Below are 21747 nucleotides of genomic sequence, written 5' to 3' on the forward strand. Positions count from 1 at the left end.
AGTGAGCATAGAAAACGCGGCGATCGGGGTGAAAATACGCTGCCCGTCAACTGGCAATTTGAAGTATGCGCGCGCAGCCCAGGATTTTCTCGTCACTTTCAATATGCAATGCTCGTCTTGTTTCTTCCCGCCACGGCGGGAATTTTTTTAGCCGGCTTTTAGGCCAGTAAAAAGGAATTGACGTGCCGAACATTAAATATTGCTGATTAATTACTTTTGTGGCTGTGTTTCAAGTAACTTCGCCAGCAGGGCACGGTAGTTTTGCAGATGTTTCTCATCACCTTCAAATTCCAGCTTGTCGATCACGCGCGCAATAATCGCTTTATTGGTAGCCGGTTGTCCCGCTGCCATTAATTCACGCAGGATGGCTGCCAGCAGAGCGGATTCCGGCGGGACATTCCAGTCTGGGCTGTTGAAATAGTCGGTGATAGCACGGCTGGCACTGTTTGGTTGCACTCTCATCATCCACCTCCGCTAAGACAACGACGAACCCATTACGCTGCGGCGCAACAGGCAATAGCGCTGGGTTAAGTCATGCGTTCTCTCTGTCCGGGCAGTGGACTGCACCCTGCCTGAGAACCTTGCGCTGACCAGAATAGTCTGCGTACCGCACGTGACGGACGGTTTTTTAAACATAGAACTATCAGAGATAATTGTCAGTAACAGGCTGAAATATTTTTTCATGTGATCGATTCTCTGCCAATAATCAGAAAAGCGAACGATTGTTTTTGCACATAATCCCACTGAGAAAATAAGCAGCCGGAAAATATGCACGCGGCGTATCGTTAAATCTCAGCGTAAAACTGCGTTTTGCATAACGTGCCATGTTTTGTCGCTCAGTAATGTTAATCAATTGTTAGACTAAGCGTTCATTTGACCTGCAAGCTGTCCGCATACCTATGTTTTGCACACGAGAATCCTGGAAAATAAACCTGATTTCGGTCTGGTTTGGCTGTTTTTTCACTGGGCTGGCAATCAGCCAGATCATTCCTTTCCTGCCGCTGTATATCGAACAGCTCGGTATTAAAGGCGCGGATGCGCTTAGCCTCTGGTCTGGTCTGACGTTCAGCGTCACTTTTATTGTCTCAGCGGCGGTCGCGCCGTTGTGGGGTAGCCTGGCGGACCGTAAAGGGCGCAAGTTGATGTTACTGCGCGCCGCGTTCGGGATGGGGGCGGTAATTTTATTGCAGGCTTTTGTGACGCAGGCGTGGCAGCTTCTGCTGCTGAGAGCATTAATGGGATTAACGTCGGGCTATATTCCTAATGCAATGGCGCTGGTGGCGGCGCAGGTACCGCGTGAACGCAGCGGGTGGGCGCTAAGTTGCGTAGCCACCGGTCAGATTGGTGGCGTAATTCTGGGACCAATGCTCGGCGGTTTGCTGGCCGACTGGGTCGGTTTGCGTATGGTATTTATCATCACTGCTGTTTTATTAATGATTAGCTTTTTAGTGACGCTGTTTCTGATTAAAGAAACTGACTATACGCCGGTGAGTAAAAAGGACAAGCTCAGCGGACGCGAAGTGTTTCGCTCGCTGGAGAATCCAAAACTGATGGTTTGCCTGTTTTTTACCACGATGGTGATCCAGATGTGTAACGGATCGGTGAATCCGATCCTGACGCTGTTTGTGCGTGAACTGGCTCCTTCCGCTGAAAATATCGCTTTTCTCAGCGGTTTTATTGCCGCGCTTCCAGGTATTTCGGCACTGCTTTCTGCACCACGCCTGGGACGGCTGGGCGATCGCATTGGTACGCAGCGTATTCTGCTGGCAACCATGATAATTTCGCTGCTGCTGTTTATCGCCATGTCTTTTGTCACCAATGCGACCCAGCTTGGCGTGTTGCGCTTTTTGCTGGGTTTTGCCGACGGCGCGATGATGCCTGCGGTGCAAACGCTGCTGGTGCGGCATTCACACGACAGTATTACCGGCCGCATTTTTGGATATAACCAGTCATTTATGTACCTGGGCAACGTCGCCGGGCCAATGCTCGGCGCCGCGGTTTCGGCGCTTGCCGGTTATCGCTGGGTTTTCTTCGCCACTGCCATTGTGGTACTGATCAACGTATTTTTTCTGCGTCGCTTTTACCGCCGTCCGAAAACCCCACTGGCGCGGCCTGTTGATGAATCGTCAGAACATAATGCCAGCGCTGTTGAGTCAGCAAAAACTCGTGGCTGACGCTGGGACTCCATGAATCATCGCCACCAACGCCCATATGGCAGGCATCAAGATGCAGCCAGCAGCCCGCTTCAGGCTGCAAAAGGTGACGATGCGACGTCTCACGCAACTGTTCAAGGCTGAAGCGACTCAGCGAAAAAGCGAAATCGCCACTGACCTGCCAGCTACCGCTGTTAAGCTGTTTTGTTGCGCCGCGTAAACCGTTTTCACTGGGGAAGACATAGGGCGTATAGAGCGCGTCTGGCGGTAAATTCCAGCGTGAAAACTGCGCTGCAAGCTGGCGGTCTGGATAGTTTTCATGCGGACCCAGGCCCAGCCATTCCACTTTTTCAGGCACATGGGTTAACTGACAGCGTAAACCTATGCGGGCTGGCGGCGGTAAACCGGCAGCCTGTTCCACCGATACGCTGATTTGCATTTCGCCCTGTGCATTAATGTCGTAGCGCTTGCGGCTGATAAAGGCGATTTGGCCATTAGCATGCCAGCTGTGCAGCGTAGCGATTTGTACCGCGTTGTTTAAGGCATCAACGTGTGTCGATTCGACGCGGCATTCCATCTGGTCATAACCTGCCGTTTTCCAGCGTTCAACCCAGGCGTGGGGATCGATATGTCCGGCTTCGCTGGTGCCAATATCGTTATCCAGGGGCGCACGAATAAAACAATCGCGCAGCGGCGACAGCAGCGTTTCTTCACCGTTCACCAACCACTGCACCAGCTCGCCGCTGCGACGCGAGAAATGCCAACGCTGCTGCTGGTGGCTGACGGCAATCAAATCGTGATTAAACTCCAGCTCCGGCGGGCAACCCGTTTCATTCCAGTCAGGTAAACTCAGCGCCGCTGGCAGTGGCCACTGATCCCAGGCCACACGCCAGTCGGCATCGGCCCAGGCTGTTGCGTTTATCTGATGCACAGCAACATTCAGCCAGCATTCCCCTGTTAAAGCATCGGGTGGCAAGATGTTCACCGATTGCTGACCTTGTGGCGGTATCGCTAATACCACTTCTCCCTGCGCCACAACATTGCCCTCCTGCTCAATGCGCCAGTACAGCCGTTCGTTATCGCTGCTGCGGAACAGATATTCACTGCTGACTGTAAAAGCGAAGGGATTATCAGCATCCGCCTTAAACTGGAAAAACTGCTGGGCGCGCTGCGCTTCGAAGAGCGCCGGATGCGGCGTGCGGTCGGCAAAGACTAAGCCATTCATGCAAAACTGGCGGTCGTTAGGCTTATCGCCAAAATCGCCGCCGTAGGCTTGCCACGTCTGGCCCTGATCGTCATAGCGCGTCAGGCTCTGGTCAGCCCAATCCCAGACGAAGCCGCCTTGCAGGCGTGGAAACTGGCGAAAGGCTTGCCAGTATTTCGCGAATCCGCCCAGGCTGTTGCCCATGGCGTGGGCATATTCACACAGGATGAGCGGGCGTGTTTCACCGGGCTGGCTAATCCATTTTTTTAATGACCATTTTGGCACAGCGGGGAAAGGCTGCTCCTGATCGACGCGCGCATACATCGGGCAAATAATATCAGTCGCAGTCGTATCAGCGCCGCCCCCTTCGTACTGGACCGGACGTGTGGGATCGGCGCTTTTTACCCAGCCATATAACGCATCATGGGTACTGCCGTGGCCCGCTTCATTGCCTAAAGACCAGATAATAATGCTGCAATGATTGCGGTCGCGCTGCACCATGCGCGTCACACGTTCGCTGTAGGCGGCAAACCAGCGGGGATCGTCCGACAGGCGATTCATCGGCTGCATACCGTGCGTTTCAATATTGGCTTCATCCACCACATACAAGCCATAGCGATCGCATAACCGATACCACAACGGATGATGAGGGTAATGCGAACAACGCACTGCATTAAAGTTGTGCTGCTTCATCAGTTCAATGTCGCGGCGCATTGACGCTTCGTCAACTACCTGTCCGCTAACCGGATGGTGCTCATGGCGATTAGTACCGCGTATCAGCAGCGGCTTACCGTTTAAACAGAGCAGGCCATTAGCAATAGTGACGCAGCGGAATCCGACGTTATAGGCTTCTACCTCCAGCACCTGCCCGCTGTTGTCCAGCAGCGCCAGCGTGGCGCGATAGAGATGCGGCGTTTCAGCGCTCCATAACGCTGGCTGCTCAACCCGCAAGCGCAGCCGGGCGCGCTCGGGATACGCGCCTCGTTCGTCAATAATCGCGCTACCCAACGGTTGCTCACACTGGCCGATTTGCTGTTCGCCCTGCCATAATGTCAGGCGCAGGCGATAGTTTTCCTGCTCATTTGGCGGCAATTTTACCTTTACCAATGCGCACAGGCTGGCGCTGTCAAACGTCGGGCTGAGTGGTGTTTCAAGCTGAACATCTGCCAGATGCACGTCCGGCTTATGCAGTAATGTGACGTCGCGAAAAATGCCGCTCATGCGCCACATATCCTGATCTTCCAGATAGCTGCCATCACTCCAGCGCAGCACCATGACGGCAAGACGATTTTTACCCGGCTGCAGTATCAGGCTGAGATCAAACTCAGCGGGCAGGCGGCTGTCCTGTGAATATCCTACCCATTTTCCGTTACACCACAGATGAAAAGCCGAAATTACCCCATCAAAGATAATGCGCGTCTGCCCGGATTCCAGCCACGCCGCATTCACATTGAATGTGAGCGAATAGCAGCCGGTTGGATTCTCTACGGGGACATAGGGCGGATTGACTGGAATCGGATACTGCACATTTGTATAGATGGGCGCATCGTAGCCGTGCATTTGCCAGTTAGCGGGAACGGGCAGCGTTTTTGCATCAGGTAAATCCTGCAGCAGCCAGCTGTGTGGTACGGCTTCAGGGCAATGGAAATAACTGAATGTCCATTGCCCATTCAGGCTTTGCAGAGCAGGTGAGGAGAGATCATCCCGTGCGGCATATTCATTGCGCCAGCTGGCGAAGGGAGGATGCGTATCCAGTCGGTGCAGCGAGGTAATGACCGGATTTTCCCAGTCGTGGCGGGCAATAATTTCACCAAAAGCAAGTTGAGCATTCGACATGCTGACATCTCTAAAACGTAATGCGCTCACAATGCGTAAAATTTTACTGACTGTAAAGAGCCTGACTTAACGATTTAAGCAAAGTTTTACTGGGCCTGACGGCGGCTTACGAGGCGATGTGTGGGTTTCTTGTCTTGTTACTGCCAGTAATATGTTAAGGCTGGTCAGTAAAAGTTAATAGCGACGGGATACAGAGGATTCTGTCTTGTTGGCATTTCAGGGCGCTCATACACTCAGCTCGTTTTCTTCACCCTGAGGTTGATATGGTACGGATTGTTAAGCTGGCTGCCGTTGTGGCATTGGTTACCGCGCTGAGCGGATGCATTTTCCCCCCTCCTGGTGGTGGCGGCGGTGGTTGGGGCGGTGGTGGACATGGCGGCGGGCATGGTGGCGGTCCGGGTCGTGGCTTTGTTGACCCGCGTTAATATTCCTACAAACGGTATTTAACGGTGAGCGAAACGTTTAACGTTTCTGGAAGCGATTAAGGAAAACGTTTCGCTCGCGATTAATAAAAATAATAAAACCCTGTTTCGCTATTTTTTTTATTTTAACTTGCTGAAACAAAGCTAAAAAATAACTTTTTTTTTATTCAGGCTGGTGATAACTTCAGCTTTTCCTCACCGCTGAGGCTGCAGCATGAAATACCTTATTGCTGAATTACTGGATAAACTTGCTGAGAAAGAAGAAGCGTCTAAAGAACTGGTCGCGCAAATTGAAGCGCTGGAAGTTGTGGTGACAGCGATATTGCGAAAAATGGAGTCTGACCAGCAAAAGTCGATCGCTGCCGGTATTGAAACAGCAATGATCAATGCCGGCGCTGATGCCTCTGATGAAAACGCCATTTTACTACGTAATTACATCGACAAACTGTTAAACCATCCTCGCGTTTAATGTCTGGGCGGAGGGCGGTATCGCCACTTTTGCGATCCGCTTACCGATCACATTTAAAAATCCACCCTTTCTTTTATTGCCTGCCAAACTTATCGGGTCCCTGTGATAAAGGAGAAGCAATGATGAAAGGCTGTTTGGTAGCGATAGCCATGGCAGGATTACTGGCTAGTGGAATTGCCAGCGCGGCAGAAAAAACGTCGCAGCAGGAAAAAATGGCACTGTGTAATCAACACGCTGGTTCGCAAAGCCTGAAAGGCGATGCACGTAAAACCTTTATGAGTGATTGCCTGAAAAAAGACAGTAAAATGTCCAGCATGACGCCGCAACAAATGAAAATGAAAATCTGTAACAGCGACGCTGGTGATAAAAAGCTGACGGGTGAAGCACGTAAAAGTTACATGAGTCAGTGTTTGAAAAAGCGTTAATTAGCGTAACGGCCACTGCGGTGGCCGTGATTAATTGGGGGCCAGTTATTTCATTTTTGCCTTTTTTCCGCGCTACGCTTAAATCGCTTTTCTTTATTAAAAAACCTCAATAAACAACGCACTGGCCGTTTCGATTTACATTCAGACAATAGCACGCTGGATCTTTTGCCACACTTACTGTTTGTAAGGTATTACGCAGTGCTTCGCTTATTACTGCGTAATTAATAATGAGAACAGCGAAAGGAGCCATGTCGTGAATTATCAATCTGTTGTCGCCTTGATCGATCTCCCGCAACGTCAGCCAACCAAAAAGAAGCTGGGTGAAACCGAAGTGCTGCTGATACGTGACGGAGAAAGCGTTCACGCCTACCAGGCTAAATGTCCTCACGCTGGCGCGCCTTTAGAGCAAGGTGCTATTTGCGGCGATAAGCTGGTCTGTCCGTGGCATAAAGCGGTGTTTCAAATAGCAGACGGCAAAATGTGTGAGCCGCTGGCGTTGGCCGATCTCAGGCAGTATCCGGTACGCATTGAAAACGGCAATGTGATGGTGAACCCCAAAGCCATGTCACCTGCGGCACCGATTGGCCGCGGAGCAGATTCGCCGGTATATGCGGTTCTGGGCAGCGGAGCCGCCGGAAGCGCCGCGCTATGGACGCTACGTCATGACGGCTTTAAAGGTCGCGTGGTGCTGGTAGAGCGCGAGGAAGATGCGCCTTACGACCGCACCACGCTAACTAAATTTGTGCCAGCAGGTAAGATGAAAATCGATGACGTTCCACAGTTGCTGGGAGGCGATGTGCTGGAGCATATCGAACGCCTCCAGGCGAACGTCACGCGTGTCGATAGCAAACAGCAGCGGCTGATTTTTGAAGAGGGTGGTGAACTTAAATTCGATAAATTATTGATTGCCAGCGGCGGTACACCCACGAGGCCAGATTTACCTGGCAGCAATTTAGCCGGTGTGCATGTGCTGCGCAATAAACGTCAGACCGAGGCGTTGCTAACGGAAGTGGATAAAAGTCAACAGATTGTGATTGTCGGGAATAGCTTTATCGGGATGGAAATGGCTTCAGCGCTTCGAAACCGTAACGTTGAGGTGACCGTGATTGCACGTCATCCGGTTCCCTTTGCTAAACAATTTGGCGAAGAGATTGGCCAGTATTTCTATGACCTGCACAAATCCAATGGCGTGAAGTTTGTTGAGGGCGAAACGGCATCGCTAGAAGGCGAGCACCACGTTACCGGGCTGCGTTTGAAAGACGGCAAGGTGATTGCTGCCGATGTAGTGTTATTCGCCACCGGCATTAAACCTGCAACACCCTTTATTCATGATTTGCCACTGCTGGATGATGGTAGCCTGCAGGCCGATGAGCAGCTGCGGGTAGCTGAAAATATTTGGGTTGCGGGCGATATAGCCACCTATCCATCAGCACAGGGTCCGTTGCGTATTGAGCACTATCGCGTGGCGCATCAGCAGGGCCGCATCGCGGCAAAAAATATGCTTGACCAAAATATCGTCTATGACCGCGTACCGTTTTTCTGGACCGCGCAGTTTGGCACCCGCTATGAATATGTCGGACATGCGAAGGAATGGGACGAATATAAGTTGGTCGGTTCGCTGGAGGATAAGAAATTTATCGCCTTTTATGGTCAGCAAGGCCAGTTAGCGGCGATCAGCTCATGCGGGATGTATACGCTGACGGCAAAGTTTGTCAGAAAAATGCAGGAGCCGATGACGGTGGAAGAAGGGCTGGCGCTGTTTGAAGAGAATAAGCCTTAAAAGCTGAACGATATATTTCAGCGCGCCTGTTTTAAAATAATAAACCCAGCAGAAACGCATCCCAAATGGCAACGTGCCCCGCACCAGGAATGGTAAGGGGCCGAGCGTCGACGGATAACGAATGGCCTTTTCACCATTACGTCAGCCTTAACTCACACCAGCCTCAGGCGGTTTAGTCTGATCGTTTACGCGCCACTTAACTTTTCAGATTTCGCCATACAGCGCTGCATAGCTTCGATCACCGCCGCCCGGAAGCCTTTTTCTTCCAGCACTTTCACCGCTTCGATCGTTGTCCCCCCTGGCGAACACACCATATCTTTCAGCTCGGCGGGATGTTTGCCGGTTTCCAGCACCATTTGCGCCGACCCCTTAACCGCCTGCGCGGCGAACTGGTAAGCCTGCGCACGCGGCATACCGCCGAGCACGGCTGCATCGGCCATCGCTTCGATAAACATAAATACATAAGCGGGCGCAGAACCGCTCACACTCACCACGGAATGGATCAAATATTCGTTTAACACTGCCGCCTTGCCAAAGCTCTCAAAAATAGTGACGACCTCCTCAAGCTCTGCTTGCTCAACCAGCACGTTCGGCGTCACGGAGGTCATACCTTCACTGACTAAGGAGGGGGTATTCGGCATGGCGCGGATAATTTTGCGATCGTGTCCCAGAACTGACGCCAGCGAGTCCAGCGTTACGCCTGCGGCAATGGAGACCACTACTGCGTCCTTTCGCAACTGTCCGGCGAGATCGTTAAGCACCTTCAGAATGACGTTCGGCTTCACGGCGGCAAACAGAATATCGACCTCACGTGCCAGCGCTTCGGCGCTTCCGGCCGCGTTAATGCCGTATTGATCGGCCAGTGCCTGATTGGTAGCGGGTTTGCGATCATAAATCCAGATGCTGGACGGCGCGATCTTTCCACTGTTCACCAACCCGCCAATGATAGCTTTCGCCATGTTGCCACCGCCGATAAACCCGATTCTCTTCTCTAACATCGCCGTTTCCTTAAGAAATTTTCGATTTTCTGAGCGGGTTAGCTTACTTCAGCCATGATTAATAACAAGTCAGTCAAAGAGAGGATACCCGATGTCGCATGACGAACAGCGCAGCAGAGACTACCCGGTAAAAGAGGACATGCCGTGGCAACGCCTTGAATGGCGCATTCAGCGTGTTGGTTATGCCCTGTTGGTATTGATTGTTATTGCCGGTGCCTGCGGGGTGTTTTCTAAAGGCTTTCTCAGCGACCAGCAAGTCAGCAGCAGCGATGGGCGAATGCAGGTGGATTACGAACGGTTTGGCCGCCTTGACAGCAATATGGATATGAACCTTCATCTGCATCAACTGAAGGGGGATTATTATCAAATCACGATGAGCGGTGAACAACTTGATGCGCTGCAAATTCAAACGTTACAACCTCAGCCTGACGAAGCCTGGAGCGATGCCCATACGCTGATCTTACGCTGGCTGCGTCGGACCGGGCAGCAGGACGCAACGATATGGCTCTCAGCACAGCCCCAAAATTACGGACGGTTTACCTTCACCCTACAACTCGACGATAGCAGCCAGGTTAAATTGACTTCATTGGTTTACCCCTAGGAGAACGGCATGGAAACGGTATTACGTGCGGCCAGCATGTATTTATTATTGATGGTAGTGCTGAAAGTGGCGGGACGACGCACCTTAATGGAAATGACCTCCTTTGACCTGATTCTGTTGCTAATCATCAGTGAAGCTACGCAGCAGGCATTGCTGGGAGATGATTTCTCCGTCACCGGCGCGTCAATTACCATCATTACGTTGATTGTGATCGATATTCTGTTTGGCATGTTAAAAAACTGGTTTCCGCGCGTTGAAATGCTGATTGACGGAACCTCGCTGATATTGGTCGAAGAGGGCAAACTGCTTTCGCAACGCGCGCGAAAGGCCGGTGTCAGCGAGGATGACATTCTGCAAAGTGCGCGCAGTTCGCAGGGCCTGGAGCGGCTGGACCAAATTAAATTTGCCATTCTGGAGAAGAACGGCAAGATCTCCATCATCTCCCGAGAATAAGGAATTGAAATGGCTATTTGGGTTGATGCAGACGCTTGTCCAAATGTAATAAAAGAGGTGTTGTACCGCGCGGCAGACAGAACCCAAACCCTGGTGACGTTCGTTGCGAATCAGTTTCTGCGAGTGCCTCCGTCGCCTTATCTACGCACCTTGCAGGTGCCAGCAGGTTTTGACGTGGCGGATAATGAAATTGTCAGGCGTGCGGAGCCGGGTGATCTGGTGATCACGGCCGATATTCCCCTGGCGGCAGAGGTGATGGAGAAGGGCGCTGCGGCATTAAATCCTCGCGGCGAACGCTATTCGTCAGCAACGATTCGCGAGCGACTGACGATGCGTGATTTTATGGATACGATGCGCGCCAGCGGCGTACAAACGGGCGGCCCGGCGGCGATGAGTCCGCGTGACCGCCAACAATTTGCGAACGAGCTGGACAGCTGGCTCAGACAGCAGAAGCGCTGAGTTTAGACAAAGTTGTCGTCGTCGAAATCATCACCGCCAAAGTCGTTCAGATCGTTATTGTCGGCAAAGTTGTGATCCCAGCCGCTGTTGGGATCGAGAAATGACTGATCGCCCCCGTTAAAGGTATCAAGGTTATCATTCACATCCGGTAATGGCGGCTCGTTAATGATATTTACAATCTCCTCAGGCTGCGAATGGTGGAACATGCTGGTCAGCATATCTGCCATTACCACCCCGCCCGCCACGCCCACCGCCGTTTGCAGCGCGCCGCCGAGAAAACCGCTGCCGCGAGCGGCGGGAGCCTGGCTATATTGCGGTTGCTGCTGAGGCGCACTATTCCAGAGTGGCTGCTGCTGCGCGGGGGCCTGATGACGCGAGCCGCCAAACAGCCCGGAAAGGAAGCCGCCGCTGCTCTGCTGTGGCTGCTGTTGCTGTGCCATACGGCTTTCCAGCTCGTTAATACGGTCGTTCAGCTTTTTCAGGGCAGCTTCCTGAATCAGAATTGCCTGCGCCATATAGTAAGGTGCGCCCGGTTGCGCCTGCAGATGCTGCTTAATCCGCTGTTCGGCATCGGCGTCGCGCGCCGTGGTTTGGCTTTCAGCCTGTTTCAAACGGCTAAACAGCCCATCAATCAGTTGTTGTTCTTCGCGTTGCATGATGACTCTCCTGTTGCGACTGTTATGAGTATATGGGGCCGATTAAGGGGAAAGTAAAACAGCAGGCGTAAGCAAATGTTGCAAGGCGGTATAACCAGGCAGGATGCACAAAACGTGCATCAAATAGCTAAAATAAATCAAACGGTTAAGGCGAGTTAACTGGGCCGGGCACGCATTTCATGCTTGATGGGTGGAGGTGATAATAAAATCCGGTTATTATGCGTTGCATTATTGAGCTGAACGCGCAGCCTTTCCCGGCTGCCACGGCGGAGGAACTGCCCTGATGTCATTACCCATCTTTCTGATTGGCGCACGCGGTTGCGGCAAAACCACCGTTGGCGAAGCGTTATCGCAGGCGCTGGGTTATGCCTTTCGTGACACCGATCACCATCTGCAATATGTTACGCAACGCAGCGTAGCGGAAATGGTTGCGGAAGAAGGCTGGGAAGGTTTCCGGGCGCGTGAAACTGAATCATTAAAGGCGGTTACCGCTCCTGCCACCATTATTGCCACCGGCGGCGGCATGGTGTTAGCGGAAGCGAATCGACGCTTTATGCAGGAACAGGGCCGGGTCATCTGGCTAAGCGCCCCGCCGGAAGTATTAGCGGAACGACTTGAAAATCAGCCCGAAGCGGAACAGCGGCCAACCCTAACCGGCCGCCCGATAGCTGAAGAAATGGGCGAGGTTTTGCGTGAACGCGCGCATCTTTATCGTGCGGCAGCGCACCATGAAGTCAATGCTATGCAGGCGCCGGAACGCGTGGTTGATGAAATTCTGCAATCCCTTTCGCTGGCGCGAGCCAGCTGAACTAACTTACAGATTTTTCTTGCTTTAATCGCTCCTTATCTCCTGTTGTCTATACTTACTGCCTGACAGGTGCTCACCTGTCAGGTGGAGTGCCATTTAGCCAAGAGGGATTGAATATGCCAACAAGACCACCGTATCCACGTGAAGCGCGCATTGTGCCGGTAGAAAAAGGCCCGGAAGGCAGTCGGGTCATCTCGTATGAACTGCGTGCCGATCATCCCACCCCCAATTCGCTCATCAGTGAATATAAAACGGAAGCCGAAGCGCAAGATGCTAAGGCGCGCTACGAAGATATAGAAAAAGAGTAGGACAGGCCCGCTGGCAAGGATGCCAGTAAGCGGCTTTATTCGTCCCCGCCATATTTACTTCAATTTTCCGCAAAACACCTTTCTTCCTGCATCCCATCCTGCGTTTTAACCCTGCCGTAAGACAAAACACCAGCCGTGGGCCATTTGTCGAATAATTAAACTGTATGAAAATCGGCTGGTGAAAAATTCCGGCTTGACCGAGCTCATCTCACGTTTTACTTTCGGTTTACCCAAACAGGAACTGAGTTCCATATATTGAAACTGGCACTATGACCACCCTTGAAAATGCAGCCGCCGTGCTCAGGCTGTTCCAGCGTAAAGGTATTACCCAGGGACATGCGGGGCTGACGTTTACCGAAGTGGTTGAGGCGCTCACGCTGCCGAAAAGCACCGTGTCGCGCCTGCTGGCTACCATGGAAAATCAGGGGCTGCTGGATCGCGATCCAGAAAGTCGCTGCTTTCATATTGGTAGCGTATTGCTGGCGGTGGCAGGCCACTACCTTTCTGCGCCGCTGGTTGACAGCGTATCACCGGCGATGGTGCGCCTGGTGGCCATTACTGGCTGCATGGGCTACATCTCTAAGCTGGATGGACGCGAAGTTTTGGTGATGCGGATGTTTCATGGTCGTCACTTTACGCAGTTAGTCACGCCGCCGGGCAGTCGCATGCCTGCTGCCGCAACATCGACCGGGCGGGCATTGCTGTCACTGTTAAGCGATGAAGATATTAGGGCCCGTTATCAAGATCAGTGGGAAAGGGTAGCGCCGAATTCGCCGCGGAATGTCGACGAGCTGTGTGAAAAATTAGCGCAGATCCGCCAGCAAGGCTGGTCACTGGCGCAAAGCGAAACCTTAGCCGGTATTAGCTCTTTGTCAGTCATTGTTAATAACAAACATCATGGCGAATCGGTGGCGCTCTGCCTGTCGTTTCTGTCGCAGGAGGCGGAGCCGGGATACCCGCCAGCACTATTAGACGCTTTACGCGCAACGGCTACAGAGATGGCCGATAAATATGGCGCGTAATGTCTCAACGATTTTATCGGCGTAATACTTTCGCCAAACCGGGGAAAACTCAGGCCCTCGGGCCTGTTTCTTTCATGCTGTCCATAAATATTTTGGGCTGGCCGCCTTTAGCAGCGCGATTTCTTTAGGACAAAACAGGGGAATTTAAAAAACGACGCAAGCGAACCATTAGAGTCGCGAAGCGCCATTTCATTTCGTCTGGGTATTTATTGGCGGGGATTATATGGAAAGGGTAAATCCTGTAAAACAGGCCGGCTTTGCTTTGGTTTTAATTTTACTTTCAATTGCAGGTGCAATAATTGGCATTCAATTAATTACCACAATTGGTGTTACACCGAATACGTCTATTATTGGCGCGCTGTTTGCCATGTTATTAGCGCGTATCCCTTTACAGGCTTTTCGCCGTTATCGTTCTGTTGAAATACAAAATCTGGCGCAAACCGCTATTTCTTCTGCCACCTTTGGTGCAGCAAACAGTTTATTAATGCCGATCGCGGTCCCATGGGCTTTAGGCGAACCCCAGCTGGTGTTGCCATTATTCTGTGGCGTCAGCGCCGCCATGCTGCTGGATGCGTATTTACTCTATCGCTTATTTGATACGCGCGTTTTTCCAGCCAGCAATGCGTGGCCGCCAGGGGCCGCGGCAGCCGAAGCGATTAAAGCTGGCGATCGCGGCGGTCGGCAGGCGTGGCTACTGGTGGCGGGTATTGTCGGTGGCATCGTCGGCTCGATGCTAAAAATTCCCATGTCTGCTTTTGGTACGGCATTTATCGGCAATATCTGGGCGCTTAGTATGCTCGGTATCGGCTTTCTGGTTCGGGCTTATGCACAACCGGTGGCGGGTATTGATATTAATGCGCTTTATCTGCCGCATGGTGTCATGGTGGGCGCGGGCTTAGTGGCCTTGATTCAGGTGGTAATGGTTATTCGCAGCCGCCAGCAGGATGCGCTGGTGGTAAGTCGTAGTGGCGCTGAAGTAAAGCGTGCGCTGGGTCTCGGTGGGGTTGGCTGCGTCTTGATTTCCGCGCTGCTGGCGCTGGCGGGCGGATTGTGGAGCGAAATGGGCATCGGCATGTTGCTACTGTTTATCTGTTATGCCGCGTTTGCCGCTTTCGTACACGAGCTGATTGTCGGCATTGCCGCAATGCATTCAGGCTGGTTCCCGGCTTTTGCTGTTGCGTTAATTACGCTAATTGTGGGTATTTTGCTTGGTTTTCCGCCGTTAGCGCTTTGCCTGCTGTGTGGCTTTACCGCGGCCACAGGCCCGGCTTTTGCTGATATGGGCTACGACCTGAAAGCCGGTTTTATTTTGCGCGGAAATGGCGCGGATATGCAGCAGGAGTTGTGGGGACGTCGCATCCAGTTAATTGCCGCGATGATCGCTTTTATCGTTTCCATTCCTTTGGTCTGGTATGCGCAAGTGCTATGCAGAAATCAACCAGAAGAGCATGTGCCGAGATTAGAATAATCAACATGGCCAAATCAATGCGGGGCAGAGAGGGGTACCCTGTTTATGTGCTGACTGCGCAAAAAATAAAATAAAATCCTGGCAAGTATGGTCTGTCGGTATTGCAAAAACGGGAAGGTCACATAGATTCTTAATCCTGTATCAACAGATAAGGCAATTCTTACTTTTTCATAATGGCGTAGGCATAGATGATACCTTTGTAGCCCTCAAAGAACGCATTCAGTTCATTCTGGATTAACGAATTGATCCTGGTGTCGTTGTAATATGTGTCCTTCACGTCAGTTGCTCCCTCCGGGATGAGTAGGTAAACAAGTATAATCCGCTTCGTTAGCTGTTGTGAATCGCATTTTAATCCAGCTAACAGCTCAGATGGACTACATCTGCCAGCAATATTCCGGATATTTTCGCTTTACGAAATGGATGGAGCGACTGGCTCACGAGCTTACCGATGGATTATCGAGATTCAGAAAGATTGCCAAGACCAGTGGCGGCACCCGAACAGGGAGTTACGGCTTTAAGCTGTCGCCAGCCCGTACCTGGCGGATGAAAATACGTTGCTAAAAGCGGCGCAGGCATTGCAGGCGCAGGGTGCGAAAGTGGTGGTATTAGACTGCATTGGGTATCACCAGCAGCATCGCGATTTTTTACAAAAGCAGCTCGCGATACCGGTATTGCTGTCAAACGTACTGGTAGCGGAGCTGATCCTGTGAGATCTGGCGAGATCACACTCTGTCACATCGCTGTTTTTTTCGCGTGACAGATCAGTGAGTTCCCTTCTACACTGCCAGTCACCTAAATGTGCTGTGAGGAAGTATTATGCTCAACGTAAGTGAGTATTTTGACGGAAAAGTTAAATCCATCGGTTTTGACAGTGCGAGCACAGGCCGTGCCAGCGTTGGCGTAATGGCCGAAGGCGAATATACGTTTGGCACCGGGCAGCCGGAAGAGATGACCGTTGTCAGCGGCTCACTGAAAGTGCTGCTGCCGGGCGAGGCCTAATGGAAATGGTTTGAAGCGGGTTCGGTGTTTAATGTGCCGGGTCACAGCGAGTTTCATCTACAAGTGGGCGAGCCGAGTTCTTATCTCTGTCGCTATCTGAAAGACTAAAAAAATGGCCGCGTGATAAACGCGGCCATTTCAGATTGCCGACAAACGTACTGGCCGGGTTAACGGCTCTGGCGCGTTATCAACAACATTATTGGATCTAGCGCTGGGCTTCGCCGCCTAAGGCTTCGACCAGATTACCGATCAATGCAGCAAGTTCGCTGGTCATCAAAATAAAGTCAGCGTCAAAACGCTGAGCAAAATCTTCTCGATCAATATCATCATTCTGATCGCGCAGCGTATCGCTGAATTTCAGACGTTTTACCGATCCATCGTCAGCCAACACAAACTGGATACGTTCCTGCCAGTCGAGCGCCAGTTTGGTTACCCATTTGCCGGCTTCGATATGGTTAGCGATTTCATCACACACCAGATCCTGCTTTTTACAACGAATGACGCCGCCATCTTCCAGAACGGCTTTCAGTTCGGCTTCATCCAGCAGGGCAAAACCAGCAGGTACATCGCCTGAACGCACCCATTCCGTCAACGTCAGTTCAATAGGGTTTTCCAGCGTCAGCGGCACCACAGGCAGCGATCCGAGGCTTTTACGCAGCAGCGCCAGGGTATCTTCCGCTTTCTTCGCGCTGGCGCAATCAACCATGATCAGGTTGTTAACGGTATCGATCCACATATAAGTCTGGCTGAAACGGCTAAAGGCGCGTGGTAACAAACTGTGCAGCACCTCATCTTTCAGCGAATCTTTCTCGGTCTTTTTCAGCTTGCGGCTCTGTTCCGCTTCCAGCTTGTCGATTTTCGCTTCCAGCGCCTGTTTCACCACCGGCGAAGGCAGAATTTTTTCTTCTTTACGGGCACAGATAACCATCTGACCGTTATTTACATGGATGAGCGCATCGCTACGGTTGCCCATCGGCGGCACCCAACCGGTTTTGCTCATATCCTGACTGCCACACGGCGAAAAGGTGAAGGCGTCGAGCTGTTTTTCCATCTCGTCTGCGGACAACGGAATGTCACGATTCAGACGATAAACCATCATATTTTTAAACCACAACATCAGGATTCCTTACCGTGGCGCGATCGGGCGCACAAGTCTAACAGAGTCAGCGCGCATGATAGCGAAACACCGGTCAGGTTTCATTGCCTTTCCGGTAAGCGCCTTTTACTGTATCTCTCACCTGAGCGAATAATGAGGAATAACCCGTGCGTATTGGTATTGATCTGGGTGGAACCAAGGTTGAAGTGATTGCGTTATCAAATGAAGGCCAGGAACTGTTTCGCCATCGTGTGAATACCCCGCGCGACGCTTATCAAGCGACGGTGCAGGCGATTGTCGATTTAGTCTTGATGGCAGAAGAAAAAACGGCTCAAACTGGCAGCGTGGGCGTGGGGATCCCCGGCACGATTTCGCCGTACAGCCAGCGGGTGAAAAACGCCAATTCAACCTGGCTTAATGGGCAGCCGCTGGATAAAGATTTAGCCCAGGCGCTGAAGCGTGAGGTGCGCATTGCTAACGACGCGAATTGTCTGGCCGTTTCCGAAGCCGTGGATGGCGCGGGCGCAGGGAAGCCGCTGGTTTTCGCGGTAATTATTGGCACAGGGTCGGGTGCTGGCGTCGCAATCAATGGAGAGTCGCGTATCGGCGGCAACGGCAACGCGGGTGAATGGGGGCATAATCCATTGCCCTGGATGGATGCCGATGAGCTGCGTTATCGTGAAGAAGTGCCGTGTTATTGGGGTACTACGCCGGAACCCCAGATTTTTCCGTTACCCCAGTTTCAGCCCCACAACAAGTGCATCCAGGTCAATAATTTCATTGTTGCTCTGGAAGGTGTAGTGCCCGTTCAATAAAATGTGCTGCCAGGCCACCGGTGATATCCTGGTCAGCGCCTCAATGCCTTTAGCGTTCCCTTCTGCTTCCAGTCGTTCCAGTAATCGTGACAGGATCGCGGAGTTGTAATAAACGATCGCATTGGAGATCAACCGCCCGCACTGATTGCTGATTTCCGTTTCAAGATCATTTTTCCCGGTTAACTCCTTCTTTCCGCCGACTTTGGAAACTGCAGCGCGCAGCTGGTGATAAGATTCAATCCGGTTCTGAGAGCGACGTATATTGCGTTCCAGCAGCGGATCACGCAGATACTTCAGTGTGTAAATGCTGCGAACCAGCCGGTCATATTCAAATACTGCCTGTCTTGTCGGGTTAGTTGTTGTGTAATTACACAGTTTGCGGATCAGCGTTCCCTGCGTCATTTCCTTCAGCCCCAGCGTGGCGACAATACGCTCGAGGTTACTTTTTTCCCGGGTGATAAGGTCCAGATCAATTTGCCCGACGGGCTGAATCAGACATTTTTTGTATGTCGAGGGTTCTCTGGTGCAGTACAGCTCCTGCAGTTGCCTGTTCAGGTCTGTGAAATGAGGTTCAAAGCGAAGCCCGAACCAGTGCAGGATCGCAAAGTTGGCTTTGTTGATACTGTGCATATCACCGGTGATGGCCGTCGGTTTTACCTCTGAGGTGTTGCGGTACCAGATATCAAAGACATGGTGACCTTCATAGTCATTTGTGCCAATCAGATAGCCATAGATCGGGATGTGATTACACAATAGCGTGTAGGCCACCATACCTTTACCGCGGCCGAAATATTTACGTGAATGTCTGGCCTTTACCGTTGGCCGCTCAACGCCAAATTTTTGCCCGTCAACGGCACCATAAAGGGTTTCCGGGTCAAACGAATAGAGCGGAAAAATCGGCAGTTCCTTAAGCGTATCGGTAATGCAGTCATTGGCCGTGAGAAGCGACGCTAGGCGAAGATACTGCTCGTACGTGGTTTCCAGCACATGGAATGGAATATCGCTGGTTCGTGCCATCACATGATGGCCATGGTTCATCGCCTGAGCAACAATGACCGCCATCAGACTGTCTGCATCGGCATATTTTTTGGCATAACGGGGCTGCAGCGGCTTCATCGCCGGGAGGAACCGGCACTGCTCGTTAACAAAGCGGAAGACGTCGCTTATATCGCAGAACGGTAGCTGCTCATAAAAACGCTTCTTCTGCGCTTTATGACGACTGACCACGGATTTATGCCAGGTCAGTTTCCGCGTTTCTTTATCAAACTCCAGATGTTTCAGCTTCCCCTGCCTCAGCTCCCGGTTGAACGCTTTCCACTGTCGGTGCAGCTCGGACTCCAGCGCTTTGAGCTGCGTTTTAATCGGCTTCTGCAGGAAGGGGATATTCATGTCAGCCAGCACCGCGGCCTGTTCCCCCTCCGGTACCAGTTCATCAGAAAGGTGGCGGTGTCGGAGACTGTCGTTGAGGTGGAATTCCCCTGACTGAAAGCGCTTTCTTATCTGCCGATAGAGCCAGAACTCATAGCGCCCGGCATTCAGGCCTGTGGGCTCACCATCCTCACCGTATTCCAGAAGGTACGGACGAAGCCGTGCGGCTAACGTTTCCGGTGGGCATTCCGCCAGCGGCCGCTGCGAAAGTGTCTGTTTTTTACTGAACACCATTTTTAGCCAACTCAGCGCTTCAGCCCAGGGGCTGTCCTGGACCACGCTGGTGAGGTCAAGTGACAGATATAATGGCCGCAGATGACGCCGGATTAATGCCGTCATCCCGTCCACGGCCTGCCACTGCAGCGCCAGCTTGCTGATGGGTTTCACACTCATGCGCTGTGCGGTGCTTTTCAGTGTCTCCCGCGGCATGATTTTCCAGGCGCGACGACGGACCTCGCCAAAGGTGGTAGGGTCCGGAACGCTGTCGTCAACGTAAAGCGACAGCAGGCGTCCGATTTTAGAGGATTCTCGCCGGTGTTTTTCCTGCACGTCAGCCATGAGCTGTTTAGCCACGCTGCGGCTCTCATCCTCAAGCTGTTTCATATGGAAAAACATCGCATCCACCAGGTTGTCGCTGAACTGGCGATAGCGGATCCAGGCATAGCACAACAGATAAAGGCGGGTTTGCTCCTGCTTCAGATTGCGGAGATCGTAAACGGTGTAGAAATTTGCCAGGCTGGCGTAGTACAGCAGATTTTGTTGGGAAATATTCAGCACCGGTAAAATGTTGCAGGCTTTGCGGGGCAGCGGCTCCAGGATGGTCCGTTTCTCCCGCTCATGAACCATCTGGCGCCAGCCAAAGTCACGCGCGTCCTGCCTGAGGATCGAGAGCCGGGAAAGCGTATCATCGCGTTCAATCAGCTTGTCCAGACCGGCAATGGTAGCGTCATCAAGCCGCTCTGTCAGAATACGCCCCAGCCGCTGTCTTTCATCAGAAAGAACCCGGCTCACCAGCTCCTGGAGCGTGGTATATCCGGGGCGGATGATTTTATTCGCATTGAGCCAGATAATCAGCTCTGTGGCGATAAAACCGGGGGTCACATCGCGCTGAACAATGTGGGTGGCCTGTCGCTCAAGCGGTGAAGACAGCGAAGATGACCACGGCTGGTACCCATACAGTGCGCAGATTTTTTCCCGCTGCGCATAGCGCTCGTGCTTAGTGGGCAATTTATCCGGGAATGACTCCCCGTGAAAATAACGGCACAGGATAAAATTGCAGTCGTCCTTAACATCACTCCAGCCGAAGCGGAAAAATAGGTGTTTGGCTTTAAAGTAAGCGATCTGGAGGATGCAATAAATTTGAGCATGAAGTCCCTGACGACTACTGGCCAGTGCCAGCTCCGATTCATCCAGAGCCAGAAACTCCAGCCGCTGTGCATCATCGAAATCGGGGAGGCCATACAGTGCCTCCTGTTCGGCATCTGAAAGAATGCTGAGGAGCTTATTTTTAGTGGCCATCCCTGATCCTTATGCTTACTCAAGCGTAATTGTCACATTATCATTAAAATACAGCCTTTACGTGTCATAATTTAAATGACGGATAATGTGACTGTTGTTGACAGATTCTGGTACCAAAATCACAATGTCACATAATCGAACGTATATGTGACAGGTGGTAAATGTTAATTGGTTATATGCGAGTGTCAAAAGCGGATGGTTCGCAGACGAATGATTTACAGCGTGATGCGCTGATCGCAGCTGGCGTTGATGCAGCTCACCTTTATGAGGACCGGGCATCGGGCAAAAGAGAAGATCGTCCCGGACTTACTGGTTGTCTGAAGGCACTACGCCCCGGAGACACACTGATCGTATGGAAACTGGATCGACTCGGGCGCGACCTTCGCCACCTAATTAATACGGTGCATGACCTTACCGGACGCGGGATAGGCCTGAAGGTGCTGGCTGGTCACGGTGCGACCATCGACACCACAACCGCTGCAGGCAAGCTCGTCTTTGGTATCTTTGCCGCACTGGCTGAGTTTGAACGCGAACTGATTGCTGAAAGAACGACTGCTGGTCTGGCATCAGCAAGAGCTCGCGGTAGGAAAGGTGGACGGCCATACAAGATGACCCCGGCCAAGTTGCGGCTTGCAATAGCTTCAATGGGGCAGCCAGAGACCAGAGTCAATGCACTGTGTCAGGAACTGGGGATCACCAGACAGACCCTGTATCGACATATATCGCCAGATGGAAAACTACGCCATGATGGAGAAAAATTACTTAACCGGCGTTAGGGTTTCTGCTTTATTAAAAAGTACAAAAATGAAATAAAAATATATAATTATAC

18 protein-coding genes and 4 pseudogenes are annotated in these 21747 nt (G+C 51.9%); 16 read left to right on the plus strand and 6 right to left on the minus strand.

Annotation, left to right across the window (positions count from 1 at the left end):
• Positions 1-210 precede the first annotated feature (210 nt).
• Positions 211-462, minus strand: a complete 252-nt coding sequence (locus tag QRY16_RS06705; RefSeq protein WP_193403937.1) for a biofilm development regulator YmgB/AriR family protein — start codon at positions 460-462, stop codon at positions 211-213.
• Between the two features lie 437 nt (positions 463-899).
• Between QRY16_RS06705 and QRY16_RS06710 the strand changes: the two genes are divergently transcribed.
• Positions 900-2174 (plus strand): multidrug efflux MFS transporter, encoded by a 1275-nt coding sequence (locus QRY16_RS06710; protein ID WP_289776066.1) that lies wholly within the window; start codon positions 900-902, stop codon positions 2172-2174.
• Here the strand turns inward: QRY16_RS06710 and QRY16_RS06715 are convergent.
• Positions 2056-5193, minus strand: a complete 3138-nt coding sequence (locus tag QRY16_RS06715; protein ID WP_289776067.1) for a beta-galactosidase — start codon at positions 5191-5193, stop codon at positions 2056-2058. The two genes, QRY16_RS06710 and QRY16_RS06715, sit on opposite strands and share 119 nt — an antisense overlap.
• A 263-nt stretch (positions 5194-5456) precedes the next feature.
• On the opposite strand from QRY16_RS06715, the gene QRY16_RS06720 reads away from it, so the two are divergent.
• From QRY16_RS06720 to QRY16_RS06735, 4 genes are all read left to right on the plus strand, one after another.
• Positions 5457-5618: a hypothetical protein gene (locus QRY16_RS06720; protein ID WP_289776068.1), complete on the plus strand. Its 162-nt coding sequence runs from the start codon at positions 5457-5459 to the stop codon at positions 5616-5618.
• 211 nt (positions 5619-5829) lie between these two features.
• Positions 5830-6084, plus strand: coding sequence for an anti-adapter protein IraP (gene iraP, locus QRY16_RS06725; RefSeq protein WP_193403645.1), 255 nt, complete (start codon positions 5830-5832; stop codon positions 6082-6084).
• A 122-nt stretch (positions 6085-6206) separates the two neighbouring features.
• A complete protein-coding gene (locus QRY16_RS06730; RefSeq protein ID WP_193403936.1) occupies positions 6207-6509 on the plus strand; it encodes a PsiF family protein in 303 nt (100 codons plus the stop codon).
• A gap of 253 nt (positions 6510-6762) precedes the next feature.
• Positions 6763-8289, plus strand: a complete 1527-nt coding sequence (locus QRY16_RS06735) for an FAD-dependent oxidoreductase (protein WP_289776069.1) — start codon at positions 6763-6765, stop codon at positions 8287-8289.
• 185 nt (positions 8290-8474) lie between these two features.
• Here QRY16_RS06735 and proC read toward each other — a convergent pair whose 3' ends face one another.
• The gene (gene proC, locus QRY16_RS06740; protein ID WP_289776070.1) at positions 8475-9287 is read right to left on the minus strand and encodes a pyrroline-5-carboxylate reductase; all 813 of its coding nucleotides are present in this window, start codon (positions 9285-9287) and stop codon (positions 8475-8477) included.
• A gap of 91 nt (positions 9288-9378) precedes the next feature.
• Here proC and QRY16_RS06745 point away from each other — a divergent pair, with 91 nt between their 5' ends.
• The 3 genes from QRY16_RS06745 to QRY16_RS06755 are packed head-to-tail and all read left to right on the plus strand — an operon-like array spanning position 9379 to position 10800.
• The gene (locus QRY16_RS06745; RefSeq protein WP_289776071.1) at positions 9379-9888 is read left to right on the plus strand and encodes a hypothetical protein; all 510 of its coding nucleotides are present in this window, start codon (positions 9379-9381) and stop codon (positions 9886-9888) included.
• Positions 9889-9897: 9 nt separating this feature from the next.
• Positions 9898-10341, plus strand: coding sequence for a DUF421 domain-containing protein (locus QRY16_RS06750; RefSeq protein WP_193403641.1), 444 nt, complete (start codon positions 9898-9900; stop codon positions 10339-10341).
• 9 nt (positions 10342-10350) lie between these two features.
• The gene (locus tag QRY16_RS06755) at positions 10351-10800 is read left to right on the plus strand and encodes a YaiI/YqxD family protein (RefSeq protein WP_193403640.1); all 450 of its coding nucleotides are present in this window, start codon (positions 10351-10353) and stop codon (positions 10798-10800) included.
• A 2-nt stretch (positions 10801-10802) separates the two neighbouring features.
• On the opposite strand, the gene QRY16_RS06760 is transcribed toward QRY16_RS06755, so the two are convergent.
• The gene (locus QRY16_RS06760; RefSeq protein WP_193403639.1) at positions 10803-11456 is read right to left on the minus strand and encodes a DUF2076 domain-containing protein; all 654 of its coding nucleotides are present in this window, start codon (positions 11454-11456) and stop codon (positions 10803-10805) included.
• Positions 11457-11739: 283 nt separating this feature from the next.
• On the opposite strand from QRY16_RS06760, the gene aroL reads away from it, so the two are divergent.
• The 6 genes and pseudogenes from aroL to ppnP all read left to right on the plus strand — a co-directional run bounded on the left by aroL (position 11740) and on the right by ppnP (position 16169).
• Positions 11740-12264 (plus strand): shikimate kinase AroL, encoded by a 525-nt coding sequence (gene aroL / locus QRY16_RS06765; RefSeq protein ID WP_289776072.1) that lies wholly within the window; start codon positions 11740-11742, stop codon positions 12262-12264.
• A gap of 116 nt (positions 12265-12380) precedes the next feature.
• Complete coding sequence (locus tag QRY16_RS06770; protein ID WP_193403637.1) at positions 12381-12572, plus strand: YaiA family protein; 192 nt, start codon at positions 12381-12383, stop codon at positions 12570-12572.
• 269 nt (positions 12573-12841) lie between these two features.
• On the plus strand, positions 12842-13594 hold the full coding sequence (locus tag QRY16_RS06775) for an IclR family transcriptional regulator (protein WP_289776073.1): 753 nt from the start codon (positions 12842-12844) through the stop codon (positions 13592-13594).
• Between the two features lie 223 nt (positions 13595-13817).
• Positions 13818-15011: pseudogene (locus QRY16_RS06780) on the plus strand (OPT/YSL family transporter); the annotation flags it as partial.
• 569 nt (positions 15012-15580) lie between these two features.
• A pseudogene (locus tag QRY16_RS06785) lies at positions 15581-15772 on the plus strand (AroM family protein); the annotation flags it as partial.
• A 106-nt stretch (positions 15773-15878) separates the two neighbouring features.
• Positions 15879-16169, plus strand: a pseudogene (gene ppnP / locus QRY16_RS06790) (pyrimidine/purine nucleoside phosphorylase).
• A gap of 97 nt (positions 16170-16266) precedes the next feature.
• Here ppnP and rdgC read toward each other — a convergent pair.
• Entirely contained in the window at positions 16267-17178 is a 912-nt protein-coding gene (gene rdgC, locus QRY16_RS06795) for a recombination-associated protein RdgC (protein ID WP_289776074.1), read from the minus strand.
• 146 nt (positions 17179-17324) lie between these two features.
• On the opposite strand from rdgC, the pseudogene QRY16_RS06800 reads away from it, so the two are divergent.
• A pseudogene (locus tag QRY16_RS06800) lies at positions 17325-17861 on the plus strand (ROK family protein); the annotation flags it as partial.
• Positions 17862-17888: 27 nt separating this feature from the next.
• Here the strand turns inward: QRY16_RS06800 and QRY16_RS06805 are convergent.
• Entirely contained in the window at positions 17889-20918 is a 3030-nt protein-coding gene (locus tag QRY16_RS06805) for a Tn3 family transposase (protein WP_289776075.1), read from the minus strand.
• 161 nt (positions 20919-21079) lie between these two features.
• Here QRY16_RS06805 and QRY16_RS06810 point away from each other — a divergent pair, with 161 nt between their 5' ends.
• Positions 21080-21694, plus strand: a complete 615-nt coding sequence (locus tag QRY16_RS06810) for a recombinase family protein (RefSeq protein WP_289776076.1) — start codon at positions 21080-21082, stop codon at positions 21692-21694.
• Positions 21695-21747 lie beyond the last annotated feature (53 nt).

The sequence above is a fragment of the Mixta mediterraneensis genome (assembly GCF_030283135.1).
GTDB classification, from domain to species: Bacteria; Pseudomonadota; Gammaproteobacteria; order Enterobacterales; family Enterobacteriaceae; genus Pantoea; species Pantoea mediterraneensis.

Bases quoted from the DNA above. Each gene is read 5' to 3' on its own strand.
- rdgC (WP_289776074.1), bottom strand. From the start codon at position 17,178: ATGTTGTGGTTTAAAAATATGATGGTTTATCGTCTGAATCGTGACATT.
- QRY16_RS06710 (WP_289776066.1), top strand. From the start codon at position 900: ATGTTTTGCACACGAGAATCCTGGAAAATAAACCTGATTTCGGTCTGG.
- QRY16_RS06750 (WP_193403641.1), top strand. From the start codon at position 9,898: ATGGAAACGGTATTACGTGCGGCCAGCATGTATTTATTATTGATGGTA.
- QRY16_RS06730 (WP_193403936.1), top strand. From the start codon at position 6,207: ATGAAAGGCTGTTTGGTAGCGATAGCCATGGCAGGATTACTGGCTAGT.
- QRY16_RS06810 (WP_289776076.1), top strand. From the start codon at position 21,080: ATGTTAATTGGTTATATGCGAGTGTCAAAAGCGGATGGTTCGCAGACG.
- QRY16_RS06770 (WP_193403637.1), top strand. From the start codon at position 12,381: ATGCCAACAAGACCACCGTATCCACGTGAAGCGCGCATTGTGCCGGTA.
- proC (WP_289776070.1), bottom strand. From the start codon at position 9,287: ATGTTAGAGAAGAGAATCGGGTTTATCGGCGGTGGCAACATGGCGAAA.
- QRY16_RS06715 (WP_289776067.1), bottom strand. From the start codon at position 5,193: ATGTCGAATGCTCAACTTGCTTTTGGTGAAATTATTGCCCGCCACGAC.
- QRY16_RS06805 (WP_289776075.1), bottom strand. From the start codon at position 20,918: ATGGCCACTAAAAATAAGCTCCTCAGCATTCTTTCAGATGCCGAACAG.
- QRY16_RS06745 (WP_289776071.1), top strand. From the start codon at position 9,379: ATGTCGCATGACGAACAGCGCAGCAGAGACTACCCGGTAAAAGAGGAC.
- QRY16_RS06760 (WP_193403639.1), bottom strand. From the start codon at position 11,456: ATGCAACGCGAAGAACAACAACTGATTGATGGGCTGTTTAGCCGTTTG.
- aroL (WP_289776072.1), top strand. From the start codon at position 11,740: ATGTCATTACCCATCTTTCTGATTGGCGCACGCGGTTGCGGCAAAACC.
- QRY16_RS06720 (WP_289776068.1), top strand. From the start codon at position 5,457: ATGGTACGGATTGTTAAGCTGGCTGCCGTTGTGGCATTGGTTACCGCG.
- iraP (WP_193403645.1), top strand. From the start codon at position 5,830: ATGAAATACCTTATTGCTGAATTACTGGATAAACTTGCTGAGAAAGAA.
- QRY16_RS06705 (WP_193403937.1), bottom strand. From the start codon at position 462: ATGAGAGTGCAACCAAACAGTGCCAGCCGTGCTATCACCGACTATTTC.
- QRY16_RS06775 (WP_289776073.1), top strand. From the start codon at position 12,842: ATGACCACCCTTGAAAATGCAGCCGCCGTGCTCAGGCTGTTCCAGCGT.
- QRY16_RS06755 (WP_193403640.1), top strand. From the start codon at position 10,351: ATGGCTATTTGGGTTGATGCAGACGCTTGTCCAAATGTAATAAAAGAG.